14 protein-coding genes are annotated in these 17,765 nt (G+C 68.6%); 11 read left to right on the top strand and 3 right to left on the bottom strand.

The features are described 5' to 3' along the window. Positions 1-115 precede the first annotated feature (115 nt). From ACM6JT_RS03595 to ACM6JT_RS03555, 9 genes are all read left to right on the top strand, one after another. Positions 116-2,242, top strand: coding sequence for a 3-hydroxyacyl-CoA dehydrogenase NAD-binding domain-containing protein (locus tag ACM6JT_RS03595; protein ID WP_414855973.1), 2,127 nt, complete (start codon positions 116-118; stop codon positions 2,240-2,242). 29 nt (positions 2,243-2,271) lie between these two features. After that, entirely contained in the window at positions 2,272-3,480 is a 1,209-nt protein-coding gene (locus tag ACM6JT_RS03590) for an acyl-CoA dehydrogenase family protein (protein ID WP_414855972.1), read from the top strand. A gap of 14 nt (positions 3,481-3,494) precedes the next feature. After that, positions 3,495-4,643: an acyl-CoA dehydrogenase family protein gene (locus ACM6JT_RS03585; RefSeq protein WP_407970904.1), complete on the top strand. Its 1,149-nt coding sequence runs from the start codon at positions 3,495-3,497 to the stop codon at positions 4,641-4,643. A gap of 30 nt (positions 4,644-4,673) precedes the next feature. Then, positions 4,674-5,879: a CaiB/BaiF CoA transferase family protein gene (locus ACM6JT_RS03580; RefSeq protein WP_034179133.1), complete on the top strand. Its 1,206-nt coding sequence runs from the start codon at positions 4,674-4,676 to the stop codon at positions 5,877-5,879. Between the two features lie 188 nt (positions 5,880-6,067). After that, positions 6,068-6,373: a DUF485 domain-containing protein gene (locus tag ACM6JT_RS03575; protein ID WP_014895931.1), complete on the top strand. Its 306-nt coding sequence runs from the start codon at positions 6,068-6,070 to the stop codon at positions 6,371-6,373. An 11-nt stretch (positions 6,374-6,384) separates the two neighbouring features. Beyond that, entirely contained in the window at positions 6,385-8,070 is a 1,686-nt protein-coding gene (locus tag ACM6JT_RS03570) for a cation acetate symporter (RefSeq protein WP_175748958.1), read from the top strand. Positions 8,071-8,471: 401 nt separating this feature from the next. After that, a complete protein-coding gene (locus tag ACM6JT_RS03565; RefSeq protein ID WP_034179131.1) occupies positions 8,472-9,761 on the top strand; it encodes a dicarboxylate/amino acid:cation symporter in 1,290 nt (429 codons plus the stop codon). Between the two features lie 4 nt (positions 9,762-9,765). Continuing rightward, positions 9,766-11,775: a sensor histidine kinase gene (locus tag ACM6JT_RS03560; protein ID WP_034179130.1), complete on the top strand. Its 2,010-nt coding sequence runs from the start codon at positions 9,766-9,768 to the stop codon at positions 11,773-11,775. 80 nt (positions 11,776-11,855) lie between these two features. Beyond that, on the top strand, positions 11,856-13,211 hold the full coding sequence (locus ACM6JT_RS03555; protein ID WP_034179129.1) for a sigma-54-dependent transcriptional regulator: 1,356 nt from the start codon (positions 11,856-11,858) through the stop codon (positions 13,209-13,211). Positions 13,212-13,307: 96 nt separating this feature from the next. Here ACM6JT_RS03555 and ACM6JT_RS03550 read toward each other — a convergent pair whose 3' ends face one another. Next, on the bottom strand, positions 13,308-13,844 hold the full coding sequence (locus ACM6JT_RS03550; protein WP_034179128.1) for a peroxiredoxin family protein: 537 nt from the start codon (positions 13,842-13,844) through the stop codon (positions 13,308-13,310). Between the two features lie 163 nt (positions 13,845-14,007). On the opposite strand from ACM6JT_RS03550, the gene ACM6JT_RS03545 reads away from it, so the two are divergent. Continuing rightward, complete coding sequence (locus tag ACM6JT_RS03545; protein WP_105389619.1) at positions 14,008-14,580, top strand: hypothetical protein; 573 nt, start codon at positions 14,008-14,010, stop codon at positions 14,578-14,580. Between the two features lie 333 nt (positions 14,581-14,913). Here ACM6JT_RS03545 and ACM6JT_RS03540 read toward each other — a convergent pair whose 3' ends face one another. Continuing rightward, a complete protein-coding gene (locus tag ACM6JT_RS03540; RefSeq protein WP_105389621.1) occupies positions 14,914-16,518 on the bottom strand; it encodes a YifB family Mg chelatase-like AAA ATPase in 1,605 nt (534 codons plus the stop codon). A 264-nt stretch (positions 16,519-16,782) separates the two neighbouring features. After that, positions 16,783-17,034 (bottom strand): accessory factor UbiK family protein, encoded by a 252-nt coding sequence (locus ACM6JT_RS03535; RefSeq protein ID WP_034179125.1) that lies wholly within the window; start codon positions 17,032-17,034, stop codon positions 16,783-16,785. A 355-nt stretch (positions 17,035-17,389) separates the two neighbouring features. Between ACM6JT_RS03535 and ACM6JT_RS03530 the strand changes: the two genes are divergently transcribed. After that, a complete protein-coding gene (locus tag ACM6JT_RS03530; protein WP_006398175.1) occupies positions 17,390-17,728 on the top strand; it encodes a P-II family nitrogen regulator in 339 nt (112 codons plus the stop codon). Positions 17,729-17,765: the final 37 nt, after the last annotated feature.

Genomic DNA, 17,765 nt, shown 5'->3' with positions numbered 1-17,765 from the left:
CATTCAGTGTCAAGTCAGACTTGACAGCTTGTAAAGGCGAGAGGGAATTGTCAATGAATCTCGATCAATCGAGAATCGGTGCATGTCTGGTGCATATGACAGGACAGGAGACACCATGAATTCATCTGCAACACCCCAAGCCGGCACGGTCACGCGCGAGCGGCGCGATAAGGTGCTCGTCGTCACGATCGACCATCCGCCCGTCAACGCGCTGTCGGCCGACGTGCGGCGCGGCCTCGCCGACGCGCTCGACGCCGCGCAGGCCGACGACGCGATCCGCGCGGTGCTGATCGTCGGCGCCGGCCGCAACTTCATCGCGGGCGCCGACATCCGCGAATTCGGCAAGCCGCCCGTGCCGCCGTCGCTGCCCGACGTGTGCGAGCGGATCGAGTCCAGCGCGAAGCCGGTCGTGGTCGCGCTGCACGGCGCGACGCTCGGCGGCGGCCTCGAAGTCGCGCTGGCCGCGCATTACCGGCTCGCGGTGCCCGGCGCGAAGCTCGGGCTGCCCGAAGTCACGCTCGGCCTGCTGCCCGGCGCGGGCGGCACGCAGCGTACGCCGCGCCTGATCGGCGCAAAGGCCGCGCTCGACCTGATGCTGACGGGCCGCCACGCGAGCGCGGACGAAGCGCTCGCGCTCGGTCTCGTCGATCGCGTCGCGCACAGTGACGACACGCTTGCCGAAGGCCTTGCCTATGCGCAGGAACTCGTGTCGCTCGGCGCGCCGGTGCGCCGCACGCGCGATGCGCAGGGGCTCGCCGATCGCGCGGCCGCGCAGGCCGCGATCGACGCGGCGCGCGCGGAACTGCCGAAGAAGTCGCGCGGGCTGTTCTCGCCGGCGAAGATCGTCGAAGCGGTCGAGACCGCGCTCACGCAGTCGTTCGATGCGGGGATGACGTTCGAACGCAGCCTGTTCCTGCAGTGCATCGACAGCCCGCAGCGCGCGGGCCTCGTGCATGCGTTCTTCGCGGAGCGCGAAGCCGCGAAGGCGCCCGAGGCGCGGCGTGCGAGCGCGCGGCCGGTCGAGCGGATCGGCGTGGTCGGCGGCGGCACGATGGGCGCGGGCATCGCGGTCGCGGCGCTCGACGCCGGGCTGCCGGTGACGATGATCGAACGCGACGAAGCGTCGCTCGCGCGCGGCCGCGCGCACGTCGAGAAGGTGTACGACGGCCTCGTCGCGAAAGGGCGGATGACGCCGGCCGCGCACGCGGCACGGCTCGCGCGCTTCAAGGGCAGCACGTCGTACGACGCGCTCGCGCAGGCCGATGTCGTGATCGAGGCCGTGTTCGAGGACATGGCAGTGAAGAAGGCCGTGTTCGCCGAACTCGCGCGCGTCTGCAAGCCGGGTGCGGTGCTCGCGACCAACACGTCGTATCTCGACATCGACGAACTGGCCGCGAGCATCGACCGCCCGGCCGACGTGATCGGCCTGCATTTCTTCTCGCCGGCCAACGTGATGAAGCTGCTCGAGATCGTCGTGCCGGCGCGCGTCAGCGCGGACGTCGTCGCGACCGCGTTCGCGCTTGCCAAGCAGTTGAAGAAGACGCCGGTGCGCGCAGGCGTATGCGACGGCTTCATCGGCAACCGGATCCTCGCCGTCTATCGCACGGCGGCCGACTACCTGATGGAAGACGGCGCGTCGCCGTACCAGATCGATCGCGCGGTGCGCGAATTCGGCTTCCCGATGGGGCCGTTCCAGGTGGTCGATCTCGCGGGCGGCGACATCGGCTGGGCGACCCGCAAGCGCCGCGCGGCGACGCGCGATCCGCGCGCGCGCTACGTGGAGATTTCCGACCGGCTGTGCGAGCGCGGCTGGTTCGGGCAGAAGACGTCGCGCGGCTACTACCTGTATCCGGACGGCGCGCGCGTCGGCACGCCGGACCCGGAAGTCGAAGCGATCGTCGCGGCAGAACGCGCGAAGAAGGGCGTCACGCCGCGCACGTTCACCGACGACGAAATCCTGCGCCGCTACCTCGCCGCGATGATCAACGAAGGCGCGAACGTCGTGCACGAGAAGATCGCGCTGCGCCCGCTCGATGTCGACGCGGTGTTCCTGTACGGCTACGGCTTCCCGCGCTATCGCGGCGGACCGATGCACTACGCGGACACGCTCGGCCTCGCGAACGTGCTCGCCGATATCCGCGCGTTCGCGAAGGAGGATCCGCTGTTCTGGAAGCCGTCGCCGCTGATCGTCGAACTCGTCGCGCGTGGCGCGGATTTCGCGAGCCTGAACCGCATCGACTGAACGCCAACCGCATTCGCAACGGACCGAAGATGGACCTCAATTTCACTCCCGAAGAGGAAACCTTCCGCACGGAAGTGCAGCGCTTCCTGCAAGCGGAACTGCCCGAGCGCATCGCGCGCAAGGTGAAGGGCGGCCTGCACCTCACGCGCGACGACATGCGCGAATGGCACGCGACACTCAACGCGCGCGGCTGGCTCGCGAGCCACTGGCCGCGCGAATACGGCGGCCCCGGCTGGAGCGTCGCGCAGAAGTTCCTGTTCGACAACGAATGCGCGCTCGCCGGTGCGCCGCGCATCGTGCCGTTCGGCGTGAACATGCTCGGCCCGGTGTTGATCAAGTACGGCAGCGAGGCGCAAAAGCGCCACTGGCTGCCGCGCATCCTCGACGGCACCGACTGGTGGTGCCAGGGTTACTCGGAGCCGGGCGCCGGTTCCGATCTCGCGGCGGTGAAGACGAGCGCGGTGCGCGGAATCGACGCGCAGGGCGAGCACTACATCGTGAACGGGCAGAAGACGTGGACCACGCTCGGCCACTACGCGAACATGATCTTCTGCCTCGTGCGCACCGCGACCGACGTGCGCAAGCAGGAGGGCATCAGCTTCCTGCTGATCGACATGAACACGCCGGGCGTCGAAGTGCGTCCGATCATCACGCTCGACGGCGAGCACGAGGTGAACGAGGTGTTCTTCACCGACGTGCGCGTGCCGGCGGAAAACCTCGTCGGCGAGGAGAACCGCGGCTGGACCTACGCGAAATTCCTGCTCACGTACGAGCGCACCAACATCGCCGGGATCGGCTTCTCGACGGCCGCGCTCGACCGGTTGCGCGCGGTCGCCGCGAAGGTGATGAAGAACGGCAGGCCGCTCGCGGACGATCCGTTCTTCGCGGCGCGTGTCGCGCGCGTCGAGATCGAGCTCGAGAACATGCGCACGACCAACCTGCGCGTGCTGGCCGCGGTCGCGGGCGGCGGCGCGCCGGGCGCGGAAAGCTCGATGCTGAAGATCCGCGGCACGCAGATCCGCCAGGAGATCGCGTCGCTGATGCGGCGCGCGATGGGGCCGTACGCGCAGCCGTTCGTCGACGAAGCGCTCGATGCGGACTACGACGGCGAACCGGTCGGCCCGGACGAAGCCGCGAGCGCCGCGCAGCAGTACTTCAACAACCGGAAGCTGTCGATCTTCGGCGGCTCGAACGAGATCCAGAAGAACATCATCGCGAAGATGATGCTCGGGCTGTAACGAGGAGCGCGACGATGGATTTCCAGCACACAGAAGACCGCCGGATGCTGGCGGACACGTTGAACCGCTTCATCGCCGAACAGTACGCGTTCCCGGTGCGCGATCGCATCGCGCAGTCGGCCGAAGGCTTCGATCGCGCGATGTGGCAGCGCTTTGCCGAGCTCGGCACGGTCGGCGCGCTGTTTGCCGAAGCCGACGGCGGCTTCGGCGGCGCGGGCTTCGACATCGCCGTGGTGTTCGAATGCCTCGGGCGCGGGCTCGTCGTCGAGCCGTTCCTCGGTGCGCTGCTGGCTGGCCGCGCGCTGTCGCTCGCCGGCGGCGATGCGCATCGCGACAAGCTCGCGGCGTTGATCGACGGCAGCGCGAGCGCCGCGTTCGCGCACAACGAGCCGGGCTCGCACTACGAACTGACGACCGTGCGCACGCGCGCCGAACGCTCGGGCGACGGCTGGGTGCTGACAGGCGCGAAGGGCGTCGTCGACCAGGCCGCGCAGGCGGCGTTCTTCGTCGTCAGCGCGCGCGTGTCCGGCCACGACGACGATGCGGCCGGCATCGGCCTGTTCGTCGTGCCGGCCGATGCGCCGGGCGTATCGCTGCGCGATTACCGGAAGATCGACGGCGGCCGCGCGGCCGAGGTGCGCTTCGATCGCGTTGCACTGCCGGTCGATGCCGCGCTCGGCGATCCGGACGTCGAGCGCGACGGCGAAGCGGGCGCGGCGCTGCTCGAACGCGTGCTCGGCTACGGGCTGCTCGCGCTGTCGGCGGAAGCGCTCGGCGCGATGGACGTCGCGAAGGAACACACGCTCGACTACCTGCGCACGCGCAAGCAGTTCGGTTTGCCGATCGGCAGTTTCCAGGCGCTGCAGCACCGGATGGCCGACCTGCTGCTCGAAGTCGAGCAGGCGCGCTCGGCCGTGATCAACGCGGCCGCGCAGCTCGATGCGCCGCGCGCGGTGCGCGAACGTGCGCTTGCGGCAGCGAAATACAGCATCGGCCGGATCGGCACGCTCGTTGCCGAGGAGAGCATCCAGTTGCACGGCGGGATCGGGATGACGTGGGAGCTGCCGCTGTCGCATTACGCGAAGCGCCTCGTGATGATCGATCACCAGCTCGGCGACGAGGATCACCATCTCGCGCGCTACATCGCGTTGTCCAAACAGTAAAAGCGCGCAGCGCGAATGGAGGAGACAAGGATGACGAACGAACCGCGCGCATTGCCGCTGGCCGGCGTGAAGGTGCTCGATTTCTCGCGCGTGCTCGCGGGCCCGTGGTGCGCGATGGTGCTCGCCGACTTCGGCGCGGAAGTGATCAAGGTCGAGCATCCGGCGCGCGGCGACGACACGCGCGACTGGGGGCTGCGGATCGGCGATACCGAGACTACGTATTTCAACAGCGTGAATCGCAGCAAGCGTTCGATCTGCGTGGACCTGCAGACCGAAGAAGGGCAGCGCGTCGCGCGCGAGCTGGCCGCGCAGGCCGACGTGCTGGTCCACAACTTCAAGTTCGGCGGCGCGGAAAAGCTCGGCCTCGGCTATGACGCGCTGGCCGAACTGAACCCGCGCCTCGTGCACTGCGCGATTTCCGGCTACGACCGTTCGGGCGCCGAGGCCGCGCGGCCCGGTTACGACCTCGTCGTGCAGGGGGAGGCCGGGCTGATGGCGCTGAACGGCGAGGCCGGCCAGCCGCCGCTGAAGTTCGGCGTCGCGGCGGTCGACCTGTTCACCGGCATGTATTCGGCGCAGGCGATCCTCGCCGCGCTGTACGAGCGTCATGCAACCGGGCGCGGGCGGCGCATCGAGATGGCGCTGTTCGACTGCGGGCTGATGATCACCGCGTACTACGGGCTCGATGCGCTGCTGATGGGCGAGGACCCGCCGCGCTACGGCAACGCGCATCCGTCGATCGTGCCGTATGGCGTGTTCGACGCGGCCGACGGCCCGCTCGTGATCACCGTCGGCAACAACACGCAGTTCGCGCGCTTCTGCGAGGTGATCGAGCGGCCCGACCTCGCGGCTGACGCGCGCTACAAGACCAATCTCGGCCGCTCGGAAAACCGCGCGGACCTGCTGCCCGAGCTTCGCCGCGAACTCGCGCGCCGGTCGCGCGCGACGCTGCTTGCGGCGCTCGCCGACGCGGGCATTCCGTGCGGTGAAGTGCTTGGGTTGCACGAAGCGCTGAGGTCCGAGCGCGCGACCAGCGCGGGGCTCGTCACGCGGCAGCCGCATCCGGTCGCGGGCGGTGTCGACGTGCTCGCGCCGCCGTACCGCTTCGACGGCGCGCGGCTGCCGGTGCGCGGCGCGCCGCCGGTGCTCGGTGCGGATACGGACGCGGTGCTCGGCGGCTGGCTCGGGATGTCGACCGACGAGGTCGCGCGGCTGCGCGCGGATCGCATCGTGTAACGCGATTTTTCCGCCGCGGCGCGGGCGGAGCGGTTGACGCGCCGGCCATCTACAAGACAAGCCTCGCGAAACGACGAGGTGCCCTGCGGGGACTGGAGTCGGCGCTGAAGCGCCGATTCCGGTCGACCGCGAAGCATGGGGCCGGAACAAGCGCCAAAGCGCCAACTCCGGTCGACACAGGAGACACCATGGAGCTTTCCGTCATCGAATCGGTCACGGCGCGCCGCGACTACCAGCAACTCGTGCGTGCGCGGCGCCGCTTCAGCTTCACGCTGACGGCGCTGATGATCGCGACCTACTACGGCTTCATCCTGCTCGTCGCGCTCGCGCCGCACGTGCTCGCGGCGCCGCTGTATCGCGGCGCGACGACGACGGTCGGGATCGCCGCGGGCGTCGCGATCATCCTGGTCGCGATCGGCCTGACCGCGTGCTACGTGCTGCGCGCGAATCGTGCGTTCGACCGCCGGGTCGACGCGATCCTGCAGCGTTCCTGACGGAGGCCGACATGCGACGCACATCGATCGCGCTCGGCGCGCTTGCCATTCTCGTTTCCTCCGCCGCCCATGCGGTATCGGTCGCGGGCCCGATGCCCGACAAGGTCGAGCTGAACCCGGTCGCGATCGGGATGTTCTTCGCGTTCGTGTTCGCGACGCTCGCGCTCACGCGCTGGGCCGCGCGCCGCACGCGCTCGACACGCGACTTCTACACGGCCGGCGGCGGCATCACCGGGCTGCAGAACGGCCTCGCGATCGCGGGCGACTACATGTCGGCCGCGTCGTTCCTCGGGCTGTCCGGCATGGTGTTCATGTTCGGCTTCGACGGGCTCATCTATTCAATCGGCTTTCTGGTCGGCTGGCCGTTCGTGATGTTCCTGATCGCCGAGCCGCTGCGCAACCTCGGCAAGTTCACGTTCGTCGACGTCGTCGCGTACCGCTTCGCGCAGCGGCCGATCCGGCTGCTGACCTCCGCGAACGCGCTGACGATCGTCGTGCTGTACCTCGTCGTGCAGATGGTCGGCGCGGGCAAGCTGATCCAGCTGCTGTTCGGGCTGTCGTACGGCACGGCGGAGCTGATCGTCGGCGTGCTGATGGTCGTCTACGTGTTCTTCGGCGGGATGACCGCGACCACCTGGGTGCAGGTGATCAAGGCCGTGCTGCTGCTGTGCGGCGCGACGCTGCTCGTGTTGCTCGCGCTCGGCGAATTCGGCTTCAGCGTCGACGAGATGTTCCGCCGCGCGGTGGCCGTGCATCCGGGCGCGCTCGGCATCATGGGGCCCGGCAAGCTGATCCGCGATCCGGCCAACGCGCTGTCGCTCGGCATCGCGCTGATGTTCGGCACGGCCGGCTTCCCGCACATCCTGATGCGCTTCTTCACGGTGCCGAACGCGAAGGAGGCGCGCAAGTCGGTGCTCTACGCGACCGGCTTCATCGGCTACTTCTACCTGCTGACCTTCGTGATCGGCTTCTCGGCGATCGTGCTGCTCGCGCAGCATCCCGAATTCTTCAAGCTCGGCGCGAACGGCACGTTCAACCTCACGCACGACCTGCTCGGCGGCTCGAACATGGTCGCGGTGAAGCTCGCGCAGGCGGTCGGCGGGAACTGGTTCTACGGCTTCATCGCGGCCGTCACGTTCGCGACGATCCTCGCGGTGGTCGCGGGCCTGACGCTCGCCGGCGCGACGACGATCTCGCACGACCTGTATGCGCAGATGTGGGCGCGCGGCAAGCCCGACGAGCGCCTGGAGATGCGCATCTCGCGCGCGGCGACGATCGTGCTGTCGGCCGTCGCGATCGGGCTGTCGATCCTGTTCGAGCATGTGAACGTCGCGTTCATGGTCGGGCTCGTCGCGGCGGTGGCCGCGAGCGCGAATTTCCCGGTGCTCGCGATGTCGATCTTCTGGCGCGGGATGACGACGCGTGGCGCGGTGCTCGGCGGCGGCCTCGGCCTCGCGTCGGCGGTGGTGCTCACGGTGCTGTCGAAGTCGGTGTGGGTCGACGTGCTGCACCACGCGCACGCGCCGGTGTTCCTCGACAACCCGGCGCTCGTGTCGGTGCCGCTCGCGTTCATCGGGATCGTCGTCGGCTCGCTCGCGGATCGCGGCGAGCGCGCGCAGCGCGAGCGCGACGCGTTCGCGCAGCAGGAGTTCTACGCGCAAACCGGCCTGCTGGCCGGCGAGGCCGTGCAGCACTGATTCGTCTGATCAAAGTGCCAATCCGTCCGGATCGCCGGACGGATATTTTCCGGAAATCCGGAATCCCGGATTTCCTTGCCTGCCGCATTATGAGAAATACAATGAAAACAATGGTTTGAGGGGTTACGGAAACCTGGCATCGACCTTGCGATATAAAACGCACGGCCGCCCACTCGGCCTGACTATTAAACCAAGCGTTGCATGGGACCCAAGTAAGCGCTGAAGCGCTAACTCGGGTCGACAGGAGACAATCGATGACCACTGCCTTCCTCCCCCTCCGGATGTCGTGAGGCATCGCTTGTTGCGGCACGGCAGCCGCGCGGGCGAATGCTCTTCCCCTGACATTCGCCTGCGCGCGTGACGCCGTATCCACCGGCTCATCTACTTCAGCAGGAACCATCGTGAAGAAGAAACCCTTCTACAAAGTGCTCTATGTGCAGGTGATCTTCGCCATCATCGTCGGCGTGATCCTCGGCCACTACTACCCGGCGCTCGCCACCGACATGAAACCGCTCGGCGACGGGTTCATCAAGCTGATCAAGATGGTGATCGGTCCGATCATCTTCTGTACGGTCGTCACCGGCATCGCCGGCATGGAGGACATGAAGAAGGTCGGCCGCGTCGGCGGCAAGGCGCTGCTGTACTTCGAGGTCGTGTCGACCTTCGCGCTGCTGCTCGGCCTCGCGGCCACGCACATCCTGCGTCCGGGCGTCGGCTTCAACATCGACCCGGCGACGCTCGACGGCAAGGCCGTCGCGTCGTACGCGGCGAAGGCGCACGGGCAGTCGACGGTCGACTTCCTGATGCACATCATCCCGAACACGATGGTCGATGCGTTCGCGCAGGGCGAAATCCTGCAGATCCTGCTGATCGCGCTGCTGTTCGGCAGCGTGCTCGCGCACCTCGGCGAGCGCGGCAAGGTCGTCACCGATTTCATCGACGGGCTCACGCGCGTGCTGTTCGGCATCGTGCACATCGTCACGAAGCTGGCACCGATCGGCGCGTTCGGCGCGATGGCGTTCACGATCGGCAAGTACGGCGTCGGCTCGCTGGTGCCGCTGCTCAAGCTGATCGGCACGTTCTACCTGACGTCGGTCGTGTTCGTGCTCGTCGTGCTCGGCGCGATCGCGCGCTTCACGGGCTTCTCGATCATCCGCTTCGTGTCCTACATCAAGGAAGAGCTGCTGATCGTGCTCGGCACGAGCTCGTCGGAAGCCGCGCTGCCGCAGTTGATGGAAAAGCTCGAGAAGGCCGGCTGCTCGCGTTCGGTCGTCGGCCTCGTCGTGCCGACCGGCTATTCGTTCAACCTCGACGGCACCAACATCTACATGACGATGGCCGTGCTGTTCATCGCGCAGGCGACCAACATCGAACTGACGTGGATGCAGCAGCTCACGCTGCTGGCGGTCGCGATGCTGACGTCGAAGGGCGCGAGCGGCGTGACGGGCGCGGGCTTCATCACGCTCGCCGCGACGCTGGCCGTCGTGCCGACGATCCCGCTGTCGGGCATGGTGCTGATCCTCGGCATCGACCGCTTCATGAGCGAATGTCGCGCGCTGACCAACATCGTCGGCAACGGCGTCGCGACGGTCGTCGTGTCCGCCTGGGAGAAGGAGCTCGACCGCAACAAGCTGCGCCAGGCGCTGAAGGGCGGCGGCGAAGTCTCGGCGACCGAGACGGCCGGCGTCTGACGTCGTGAAGGAGCAGGCGGCGGCACCGCCCGCCGGCGGCGCGGCACGCGGCGGCCGAGGCGTTGACAGGGAGGCCTATGACACAATAGGCGATCCGCATCGCCAGGAAGCCTCGACCGTGAAGCGCCGCCTGCTCATCCTCGTCGTGCTTGCCGCCGCGCTCGTCGCGGCGTGCGCGCTGACGTGGACGATTACCTGGCAACGCGGCGTCGCCGAGTTGCAGCGCAACGCCGCGGTGCGCGTCGACCGCACCACCAACGCGCTCAAGAGCACGCTCGACCGCTACGAATCGCTGCCCTATCTGCTCGGCAGCCATCCGTATGTGCAGGACCTGCTCGCCGAGCCGAAGCGCGGCGACTACACCGCACGCGTCAACCGCTATCTCGAAGATCTCAACGAACACGCGCACGCGACCGTCACCTACGTGATCGGCGCGGACGGCCTGTGCGTCGCCGCCAGCAACTGGCGCGCGCCCGACAGCTTCGTCGGGATCGAATACCGTTTCCGCCCCTACTTCCTCGACGCGATGAACGGCCGGGTCGGCCGCTTCTTCGGGATCGGCACGATCTCGCGCGATCCCGGCTACTACATCTCGCAGCCCGTATGGCGCGACGGCAAGATCGCGGGCGTCGTGGTCGTGAAGCTCAATCTCGAATGGTTCCAGGGCGCTGACGCGTCCGAGCCGCTCGTCGTCGCGGACGATCACGGCGTCGTGTTCCTGTCGTCGGTGCCCGCGTGGAAATACCACACGCTGCGGCCGTTGACGGGGCCCGTCGCCGCGTCGATCTACGAGACGCGCCAGTACGCGCAGCAGCCCGTCACACCGCTGCCGCTGCGCATCGAGCAGACGCTCGGCGCCGATGCGGAGATCGTGCGCCTCGGCGCGGGCCTGCGCGCGCCGCGCTTCCTGGCCAGCAAGCGGCGGATCGGCGAGCCCGACTGGCTGCTCGTCACGCTCGCGCCGATCGCGCCGATCGACGCCGATGCGCGCAACGCGACGATCGTCACGGGCTTCGGTTTCGTGTCGGTCGCGCTGCTCGCGTTCTACTGGCGGATGCGCCGCGCGCGCGTGCGCGAAATGATCCGCGGCCGCGCGCTGTTGCAGCAGGCGTATGCGGAGCTGAACCGGCGCGTCGAGGAGCGCACGGCCGACCTGTCGGAAGCGAACGAGCAGTTGCAGAAGGAAGTCGGCGACCGGATCCGCGCGGAGCAGGAGCTGCGCGCCGCGCACGACGAACTGATCCAGGCGAGCAAGCTGGCCGCGCTCGGCCAGATGGCGGCCGGCATCACGCATGAACTGAACCAGCCGCTCGCGGCGCTGCGCAGCTTCTCGGACAACACGCGCGTGCTGCTCGATCGCGGCGAGCAGGCGGCCGCGCGCGAGAACCTCGAGGCGATCGCCGCGCTCACCGAGCGGATGGGCAAGATCACGAACCAGTTGAAGCTGTTCGTCGGCCGTGCGAAGCCGCGCAACGAGCGGGCGCTCGTCGTGCGTGCGCTGCGCAGCGTACTGTCGCTGCTCGGCGATCGCCTGCGCGGCGTCGCACTCACGCTGACGCTGCAGGACGCGACCGTATCGCCCGCGCACGGCGTGCCGCTCGATCTGGCGCGCGACTACCCCGAGCTTGTCGCACGTTGCGAGGACCTGCGCCTCGAGCAGGTGCTGATCAACCTGCTCGGCAACGCACTCGACGCGGTCGCGGGCATCGCGGCGCCCGCGATCGAAGTGACGATCGCGGTGTCGGCCGCGACGCTCGCGGTCGAGGTGCGCGACAACGGCCCCGGCATCGCGCCCGACCTGTTGCCGCGCCTGTTCGAGCCGTTCTTCACGACCAAGGAAATGGGGCGCGGGCTCGGGCTCGGCCTCGCGATCTCGTCGTCGATCGCGAGCGACGCGGGCGGTGCGCTGACCGCGCGCAACGCGCCGTCGGGCGGCGCGCTGTTCGTCTTGACGCTGCGGCGCGCGCGCACGCATCATCCGGACTCCGTGTCCGAGCCGGCGGGCTCGCACTAGGCCCGGTCGGCGAACGACCGGCATCAACGCCGCCGCGCGCGCAACACTGCCGCGCGGCCCGTCAGGAGCAAGTGAGTACGATGGCCAACCGGCTGCAAGTGATCTATATCGAAGACGATGCGCTCGTTCGCCGGGCGAGCGTGCAGAGCCTTCAGCTGGCGGGCTTCGACGTCGCCGGCTTCGAGTCGGCCGAAGCGGCCGAGAAGGCGATCGTCGCGGACACCGCGGGCGCGATCGTCAGCGACATCCGGCTGCCCGGCGCAAGCGGGCTCGACGTGCTCGCGCAGTGCCGCGAGCGCGTGCCCGACGTGCCCGTGATCCTCGTCACCGGGCACGGCGACATCTCGATGGCCGTGCAGGCGATGCGCGACGGCGCATACGACTTCATCGAAAAGCCGTTCGCGGCCGAGCGCCTGATCGAGACGGTGCGCCGCGCGCTCGAGCGGCGCGAGCTCGTGCTCGAGAACCATGCGCTGCGGCGCGAGCTGGCCGGGCAGAACGTCGTCGCGCCGCGCATCATCGGCCGCAGCCCCGCGATCGAGCAGGTGCGCAAGCTGATCGCGAACGTCGCGCCGACCGATGCGTCGGTGCTGATCAACGGCGACACCGGCGCCGGCAAGGAACTGATCGCGCGCAGCCTGCACGAGCTGTCGCCGCGCCGCGACAAGCCGTTCATCGCGGTGAATTGCGGCGCGCTGCCCGAGCCGATGTTCGAGTCGGAGATGTTCGGCTACGAGCCCGGCGCGTTCACCGGCGCCGCGAAGCGGCGCGTCGGCAAGCTCGAATACGCGTCCGGCGGCACGCTGTTCCTCGACGAAATCGAAAGCATGCCGCTCGCGCTGCAGGTGAAGCTGCTGCGGGTGCTGCAGGACGGCGTGCTGGAGCGGCTCGGCTCGAACCAGCCGATCCGCGTGAACTGCCGCGTCGTCGCGGCCGCGAAGGGCGACATGAGCGAACTCGTCGCGGCCGGTACGTTTCGGCGCGACCTGCTGTACCGGCTCAACGTCGTGACGATCGCGCTGCCGCCGCTCGCCGAGCGCCGCGAGGACATCGTGCCGCTGTTCGAGCACTTCATGCTCGATGCGGCCGTGCGCTACGGGCGGCCCGCGCCCGTGCTGACCGACCGGCAGCGCGCGAGCCTGATGCAGCGCGACTGGCCCGGCAACGTGCGCGAGCTGCACAACGCGGCCGACCGCTTCGTGCTCGGCGTGGCCGACATGCCGCAGGAAACGGGCGCGGGTGGCGACGCTGCCGACAACGAGCAGACGCTGAAGGAGCGCATCGAGCAGTTCGAGCGCGCGGTGATCGCTGAGGCACTGAACCAGACGGGCGGCGCGGTCGCCGCGACGGCCGACCGTCTGCATGTCGGCAAGGCGACGCTGTACGAGAAGATGAAGCGCTACGGGCTGTCGGCGAAAGGCGAAACCGAGCGCTGAAAAGCAAACGGACCGCGGAACCGGGCTGGCCGGTCGTGCGGTCCGTTGGCGGGGAAGGGTGCTGCGCGCGGCCCTTCGATCCGGATCAGGCGGCGCTCAGGCCGCGTTGCCGTCGAGCGCCTTCTTGAGCAGCGCGTCGAGTTCCGCGAACTGCGGGGCGCCGACGTAGCGCTTCAGGATCTTGCCGTTTTTGTCGACGACGAAGGTCGTCGGCGTGAGCTGCACGTTGCCGAACTGCTTCGCGACGCTGCCGTCGTCGAGTGCGACCTTGAACGGCAACTGGCGCGTCTGCGCATAGTTCGCGACGTACATCGGCGGATCGTAGTTCATCGCGACCGCGACGAATTCCAGCCCCTGACCCTTGAAGCGGTTATAGGTATCGACCATCTGCGGCATTTCCTGCATGCAGGTCGCGCAGCTCGTCGCCCAGAAGTTCACGAGATAGACCTTGCCCTTCAGGTCGCCGGAGGTCGAGACCTTCTGGCCCGACAGCAGCGTGAACGTCGCGTCCGGCGCGCTGGACTTGCCGTTGAACGCGAAGAAGCCGGCTACGGCGATGGCCGCGACGACGACGGCCGCGACGATGTAGCGGGCGGGGCCGGCGCTGCGGCGGGCGGGAGGCGTGGTGTTCATCTGCGGTGCTCTCGGAGTCGGTCGATGACGCGGATCAATGCAAAGGACGTCGAAATTCGGCGCCCATTTTAGCGCGAATGCGGTGCGCGCACCGGCGGCGGCCACGCATCCCGGTTTTCACGTTCGGCGGATAATGGCCCTTTTTGCCTGCCCGATCCACGCCATGCCGAAGGAAGTCTTCGATTCGTTGCGCCCCCTGTTTCGTCCGCTGCGACACTTCGCCGCGCTCGCCTGCGCGAGCGCCGTGCTGGCCGCGTGCTCGCCGTCGTACGACTGGCGCACGCTCCACAACGACGCCGGCTACACGATCGACCTGCCGGCGAAGCCGACCGTCGAGGAGCAGCCGGTTGCGATCGGCGGCACGTCGATGCCGATGCGGATGCAGGCCGCGCACGTCGACGGCGCGGTGTTCGCGGTCGGCACGCTGACGCTGCCCGACGACCGCGACGACACGCGCCGCGCGGCGCTCGAGTTCCTGCGCGCCGGGCTGTCGCGCAATCTCGAAGGTACGCCGCAGACGGCTTCGGTGCCCGTGCCGCTGGCGGCCGGCGGCGCGGTGAACGGGCTCGAGCTGCGCATCGCGGGCGCGGCCGCCGGCGGCGATCGCGCCCGCAAGACGATCGTCGCGCGGCTTGCCGCGCGCGGCCGGCACGCGTACCAGGCTGTCGTGATCGCCGACGGGCCGCTCGCCCAGGAGCAGTTCGACCAGTTTTTCGGCTCGTTCAAACTCGACTGACGACGGCCGGAGAGGGCGCTCAGACACTGCGTGACAACTGAAAGTTCATTCGCAGCTTTCGGCGCTAGTCGCCGGATTTTGCGAGGTTTTTTCGGCTATCCACAGCGCATGTGGATAACTTTGTTGAAAAGTCGGCCGGATTTCCCGCTGAGCCGCACCGGGCGGCCCTCCGGCCCGTTTTGCCGCTCGTCCGGGTTTGGGGAAATATCAATAAAAACAAAGGGATACGAATTTTGCGATGAGCGGGCCCCGGCGAGCCATGATCCGGGGCCAGATTCGCGAAATTGTGCATAAGTCAAGTCTTGACAGCCGGATTTTGTCCTCCGAGGGCGCTCAGAGCGACGTAAGCACGCGCCGGTAGCGGATCGCCTCGGCGATTTGCGCGGCCGTCGGCAGCGGGTCGCCGGCCAGGTCGGCGATCGTCCGCGCGACCTTCAGCACGCGAAAATACGCGCGCGCCGACCAGCCGAAGCGCTCGCCGGCTTCGCGCAGCAGCCGCTCGCCTTCGTCGGTCGGCCGGCACAGGTCGTCGGTCTCGCGGCCGCTCAGCATGTGATTCGTCTTGCCCTGCCGGCCGAGCTGCAGCGCGCGCGCCTGCGCAACCCGCGCGGCCACCGCGGCGCTTGGTTCGCCGGGCGCCGACGCGCGCGACGCGAGTTCGGCCGGCGACAGCGCGGGCAGGTCGATCTGGATGTCGATGCGGTCGACGAGCGGCCCAGACAGCTTGCGCAGGTAGCGCGCGGCGACGTCCGGCGTGCAGCGGCAGCGCCCGGACGGATCGCCGTGCCAGCCGCACGGGCACGGGTTCATCGCGGCGATCAACTGGCACGCGGCCGGGAAGTCGGCCTGCTGCGCCGCGCGCGAGATCGTGATGCGGCCGGCTTCCAGCGGCTCGCGCAGCATCTCGAGCACGTGCCGGTCGAATTCCGGCAGTTCGTCGAGGAACAGCACGCCGAGGTGCGCGAGCGTGATTTCGCCCGGCTGCGGCGGGTTGCGGCCGCCGACCAGCGCGGCGGCGCTCGACGAGTGATGCGGCGCGCGGAATGGCCGCCGGCGCCATTGCGCGGGCGAGAAGCCGAGGCGGCTCGCGGAAAGGAGCGCGGCCGACGTCAGCGCCTCGTCGTCGGTCAGCGGCGGCAGGAGGCCCGGCAGCCGCGCGGCCAGCATCGACTTGCCTGCCCCCGGCGGGCCGACCATCAGCATGTGATGACCGCCCGCGGCGGCGACTTCCAGCGCGCGCCGGGCGCCGCGCTGGCCGATCACGTCCGCGAGGTCGGGCGCGGCCGGCGCCGGCAGGCCGTCGAGGCAGGGCGCCGCGACCGGCATCAGTCGCCCGTCGGGCGCATCGGCGAGGTGTGCGCACAGCGCGGGCAGGTCGGGCGCGCCGAATACCGTGACGCCCGGCACGAGCGCCGCCTCGGCCGCGCTGTCGAGCGGCAGGTACAGCTCGGGCGGACGCGCCGTTGCCGCGGAGCCGGACAGGGCGACCGAATCCGGGCCCGGGCCGGAACCGAGGCCCGATCCGGTTTCGCCCGCGCGCCGGTCCCGTGCCGCGCCGCACGCCATCGCGAACGCGCCGCGCATCGGCCGCAGCGCGCCGGTCAGCGACAGCTCGCCAGCGAATTCGCGGCCGGCCAGCGCGTCGGCCGGAATCTGGCCGTTCGCGGCGAGAATGCCGAGCGCGATCGGCAGGTCGAACCGGCCCGACTCCTTCGGCAGATCGGCCGGCGCGAGGTTGACGGTGATGCGGCGCACGGGGAACTCGAAGCCGCAGTTCTGCAGCGCGGCGCGGACGCGCTCGCGGCTTTCACGGACTTCGAGATCGGGCAGGCCGACGATCGAGAACGACGGCAACCCGTTGGCGAGATGGACTTCGACGGTAACGTCCGGCGCGCGGCCGGATGCGGGCGCGCGACTGCGCACCACGGCGAGCGACATGGCGAGGCTCCTGTAAACAGACGGGCGACGGCCGTTCGGGGCCGCATGCCGCGGGAATCGGAGGAATCGGTGCGCGCTTGCCGGCGTGGCGCGGGGAAAGAACGAGGGACTGCGGAACGACGGACTGCGAAGAGCGATGAACAGCGAAGAGCGGGGAGCTGCGAAGAACGATGGACTACGAAGAACGGCGGTACGGCTTCGGGGCGGCGGGCGCGGGCCGCGCGAGGCGGCCCGCGCCCGGACCTTGCGGTCGGGTGGCGGGCGTCAGGCCTGCGGTGCCGCGAGCTTCTGCTCGAGCTCCGCGACGCGCTTTTCGAGTTCCTCGAGGCGCACGCGGGTGCGGGCGAGCACCTGCGCCTGCGTGTCGAATTCCTCGCGCGTGACGAGATCGAGCTTCGAGAAGCCTTGCGACAGCATGGCCTTCACGTTGCGCTCGACGTCCTTGGCCGGCGAGTTTTTCAGCAGGTCGCTGACGCGCGACTGCAGATCGTGGAAAACGTCGCTGGGTTGCTTCATGTGATTCCCCTTCCTTGCACAAAAATTGTGCATCTTCAGTTGCGTACGTGCCCATGATGCACGCATGACCGGAAATGGTGCGCCCGGAGCGCGAAATCCGGGCATGGCGCCCGCATGGGTGAATGTCCCGGCGAGCCGGGACGTGCGTGCACTCTAGCAACGATCCTTTCGCCGCGCCAGCAAACCGGGCCATGTTGGCCATTCGGCCGGGCTTCCGCACCTTACATCACAGGATGCGACCCCGTTACTGAGCCCTTCGAGACGGCGCTCGGACGAACATGGCATGCGAGTTGCTGAGAAGAGTCCGTTACAACATTCCAACCAATTCGACGGGACAACCCAGCGAGAGGACTTCATGAAACTCATTACCGCAATCATCAAGCCGTTCAAGCTCGATGAGACGCGCGAAGCGCTGTCGGCGCTCGGCGTCTCGGGTATCACGGTGACGGAGGTAAAAGGGTTCGGGCGCCAGAAAGGGCATACCGAGCTGTATCGCGGCGCCGAATACGTGGTCGATTTCCTGCCGAAGATGAAGATCGAGGCGGCCGTGTCCGACGATCTCGTCGACCAGGCGGTCGAGGCGATCGAGCGGGCCGCGCGCACCGGCAAGATCGGCGACGGCAAGATCTTCGTGACGCCGATCGAACAAGTGATCCGGATTCGCACCGGGGAGACGGGCGCTGACGCGCTGTAACAGAACAGACAAGACAAGCGACAAGAGGAAACCCAAG

Origin of the sequence: Burkholderia sp. IT-111MI5 (assembly GCF_949752865.1) — a bacterium.
In the GTDB taxonomy this organism is placed as follows: Bacteria; Pseudomonadota; Gammaproteobacteria; order Burkholderiales; family Burkholderiaceae; genus Burkholderia; species Burkholderia pyrrocinia_C.
This window is presented reverse-complemented; position numbering and strand designations above follow the sequence as displayed.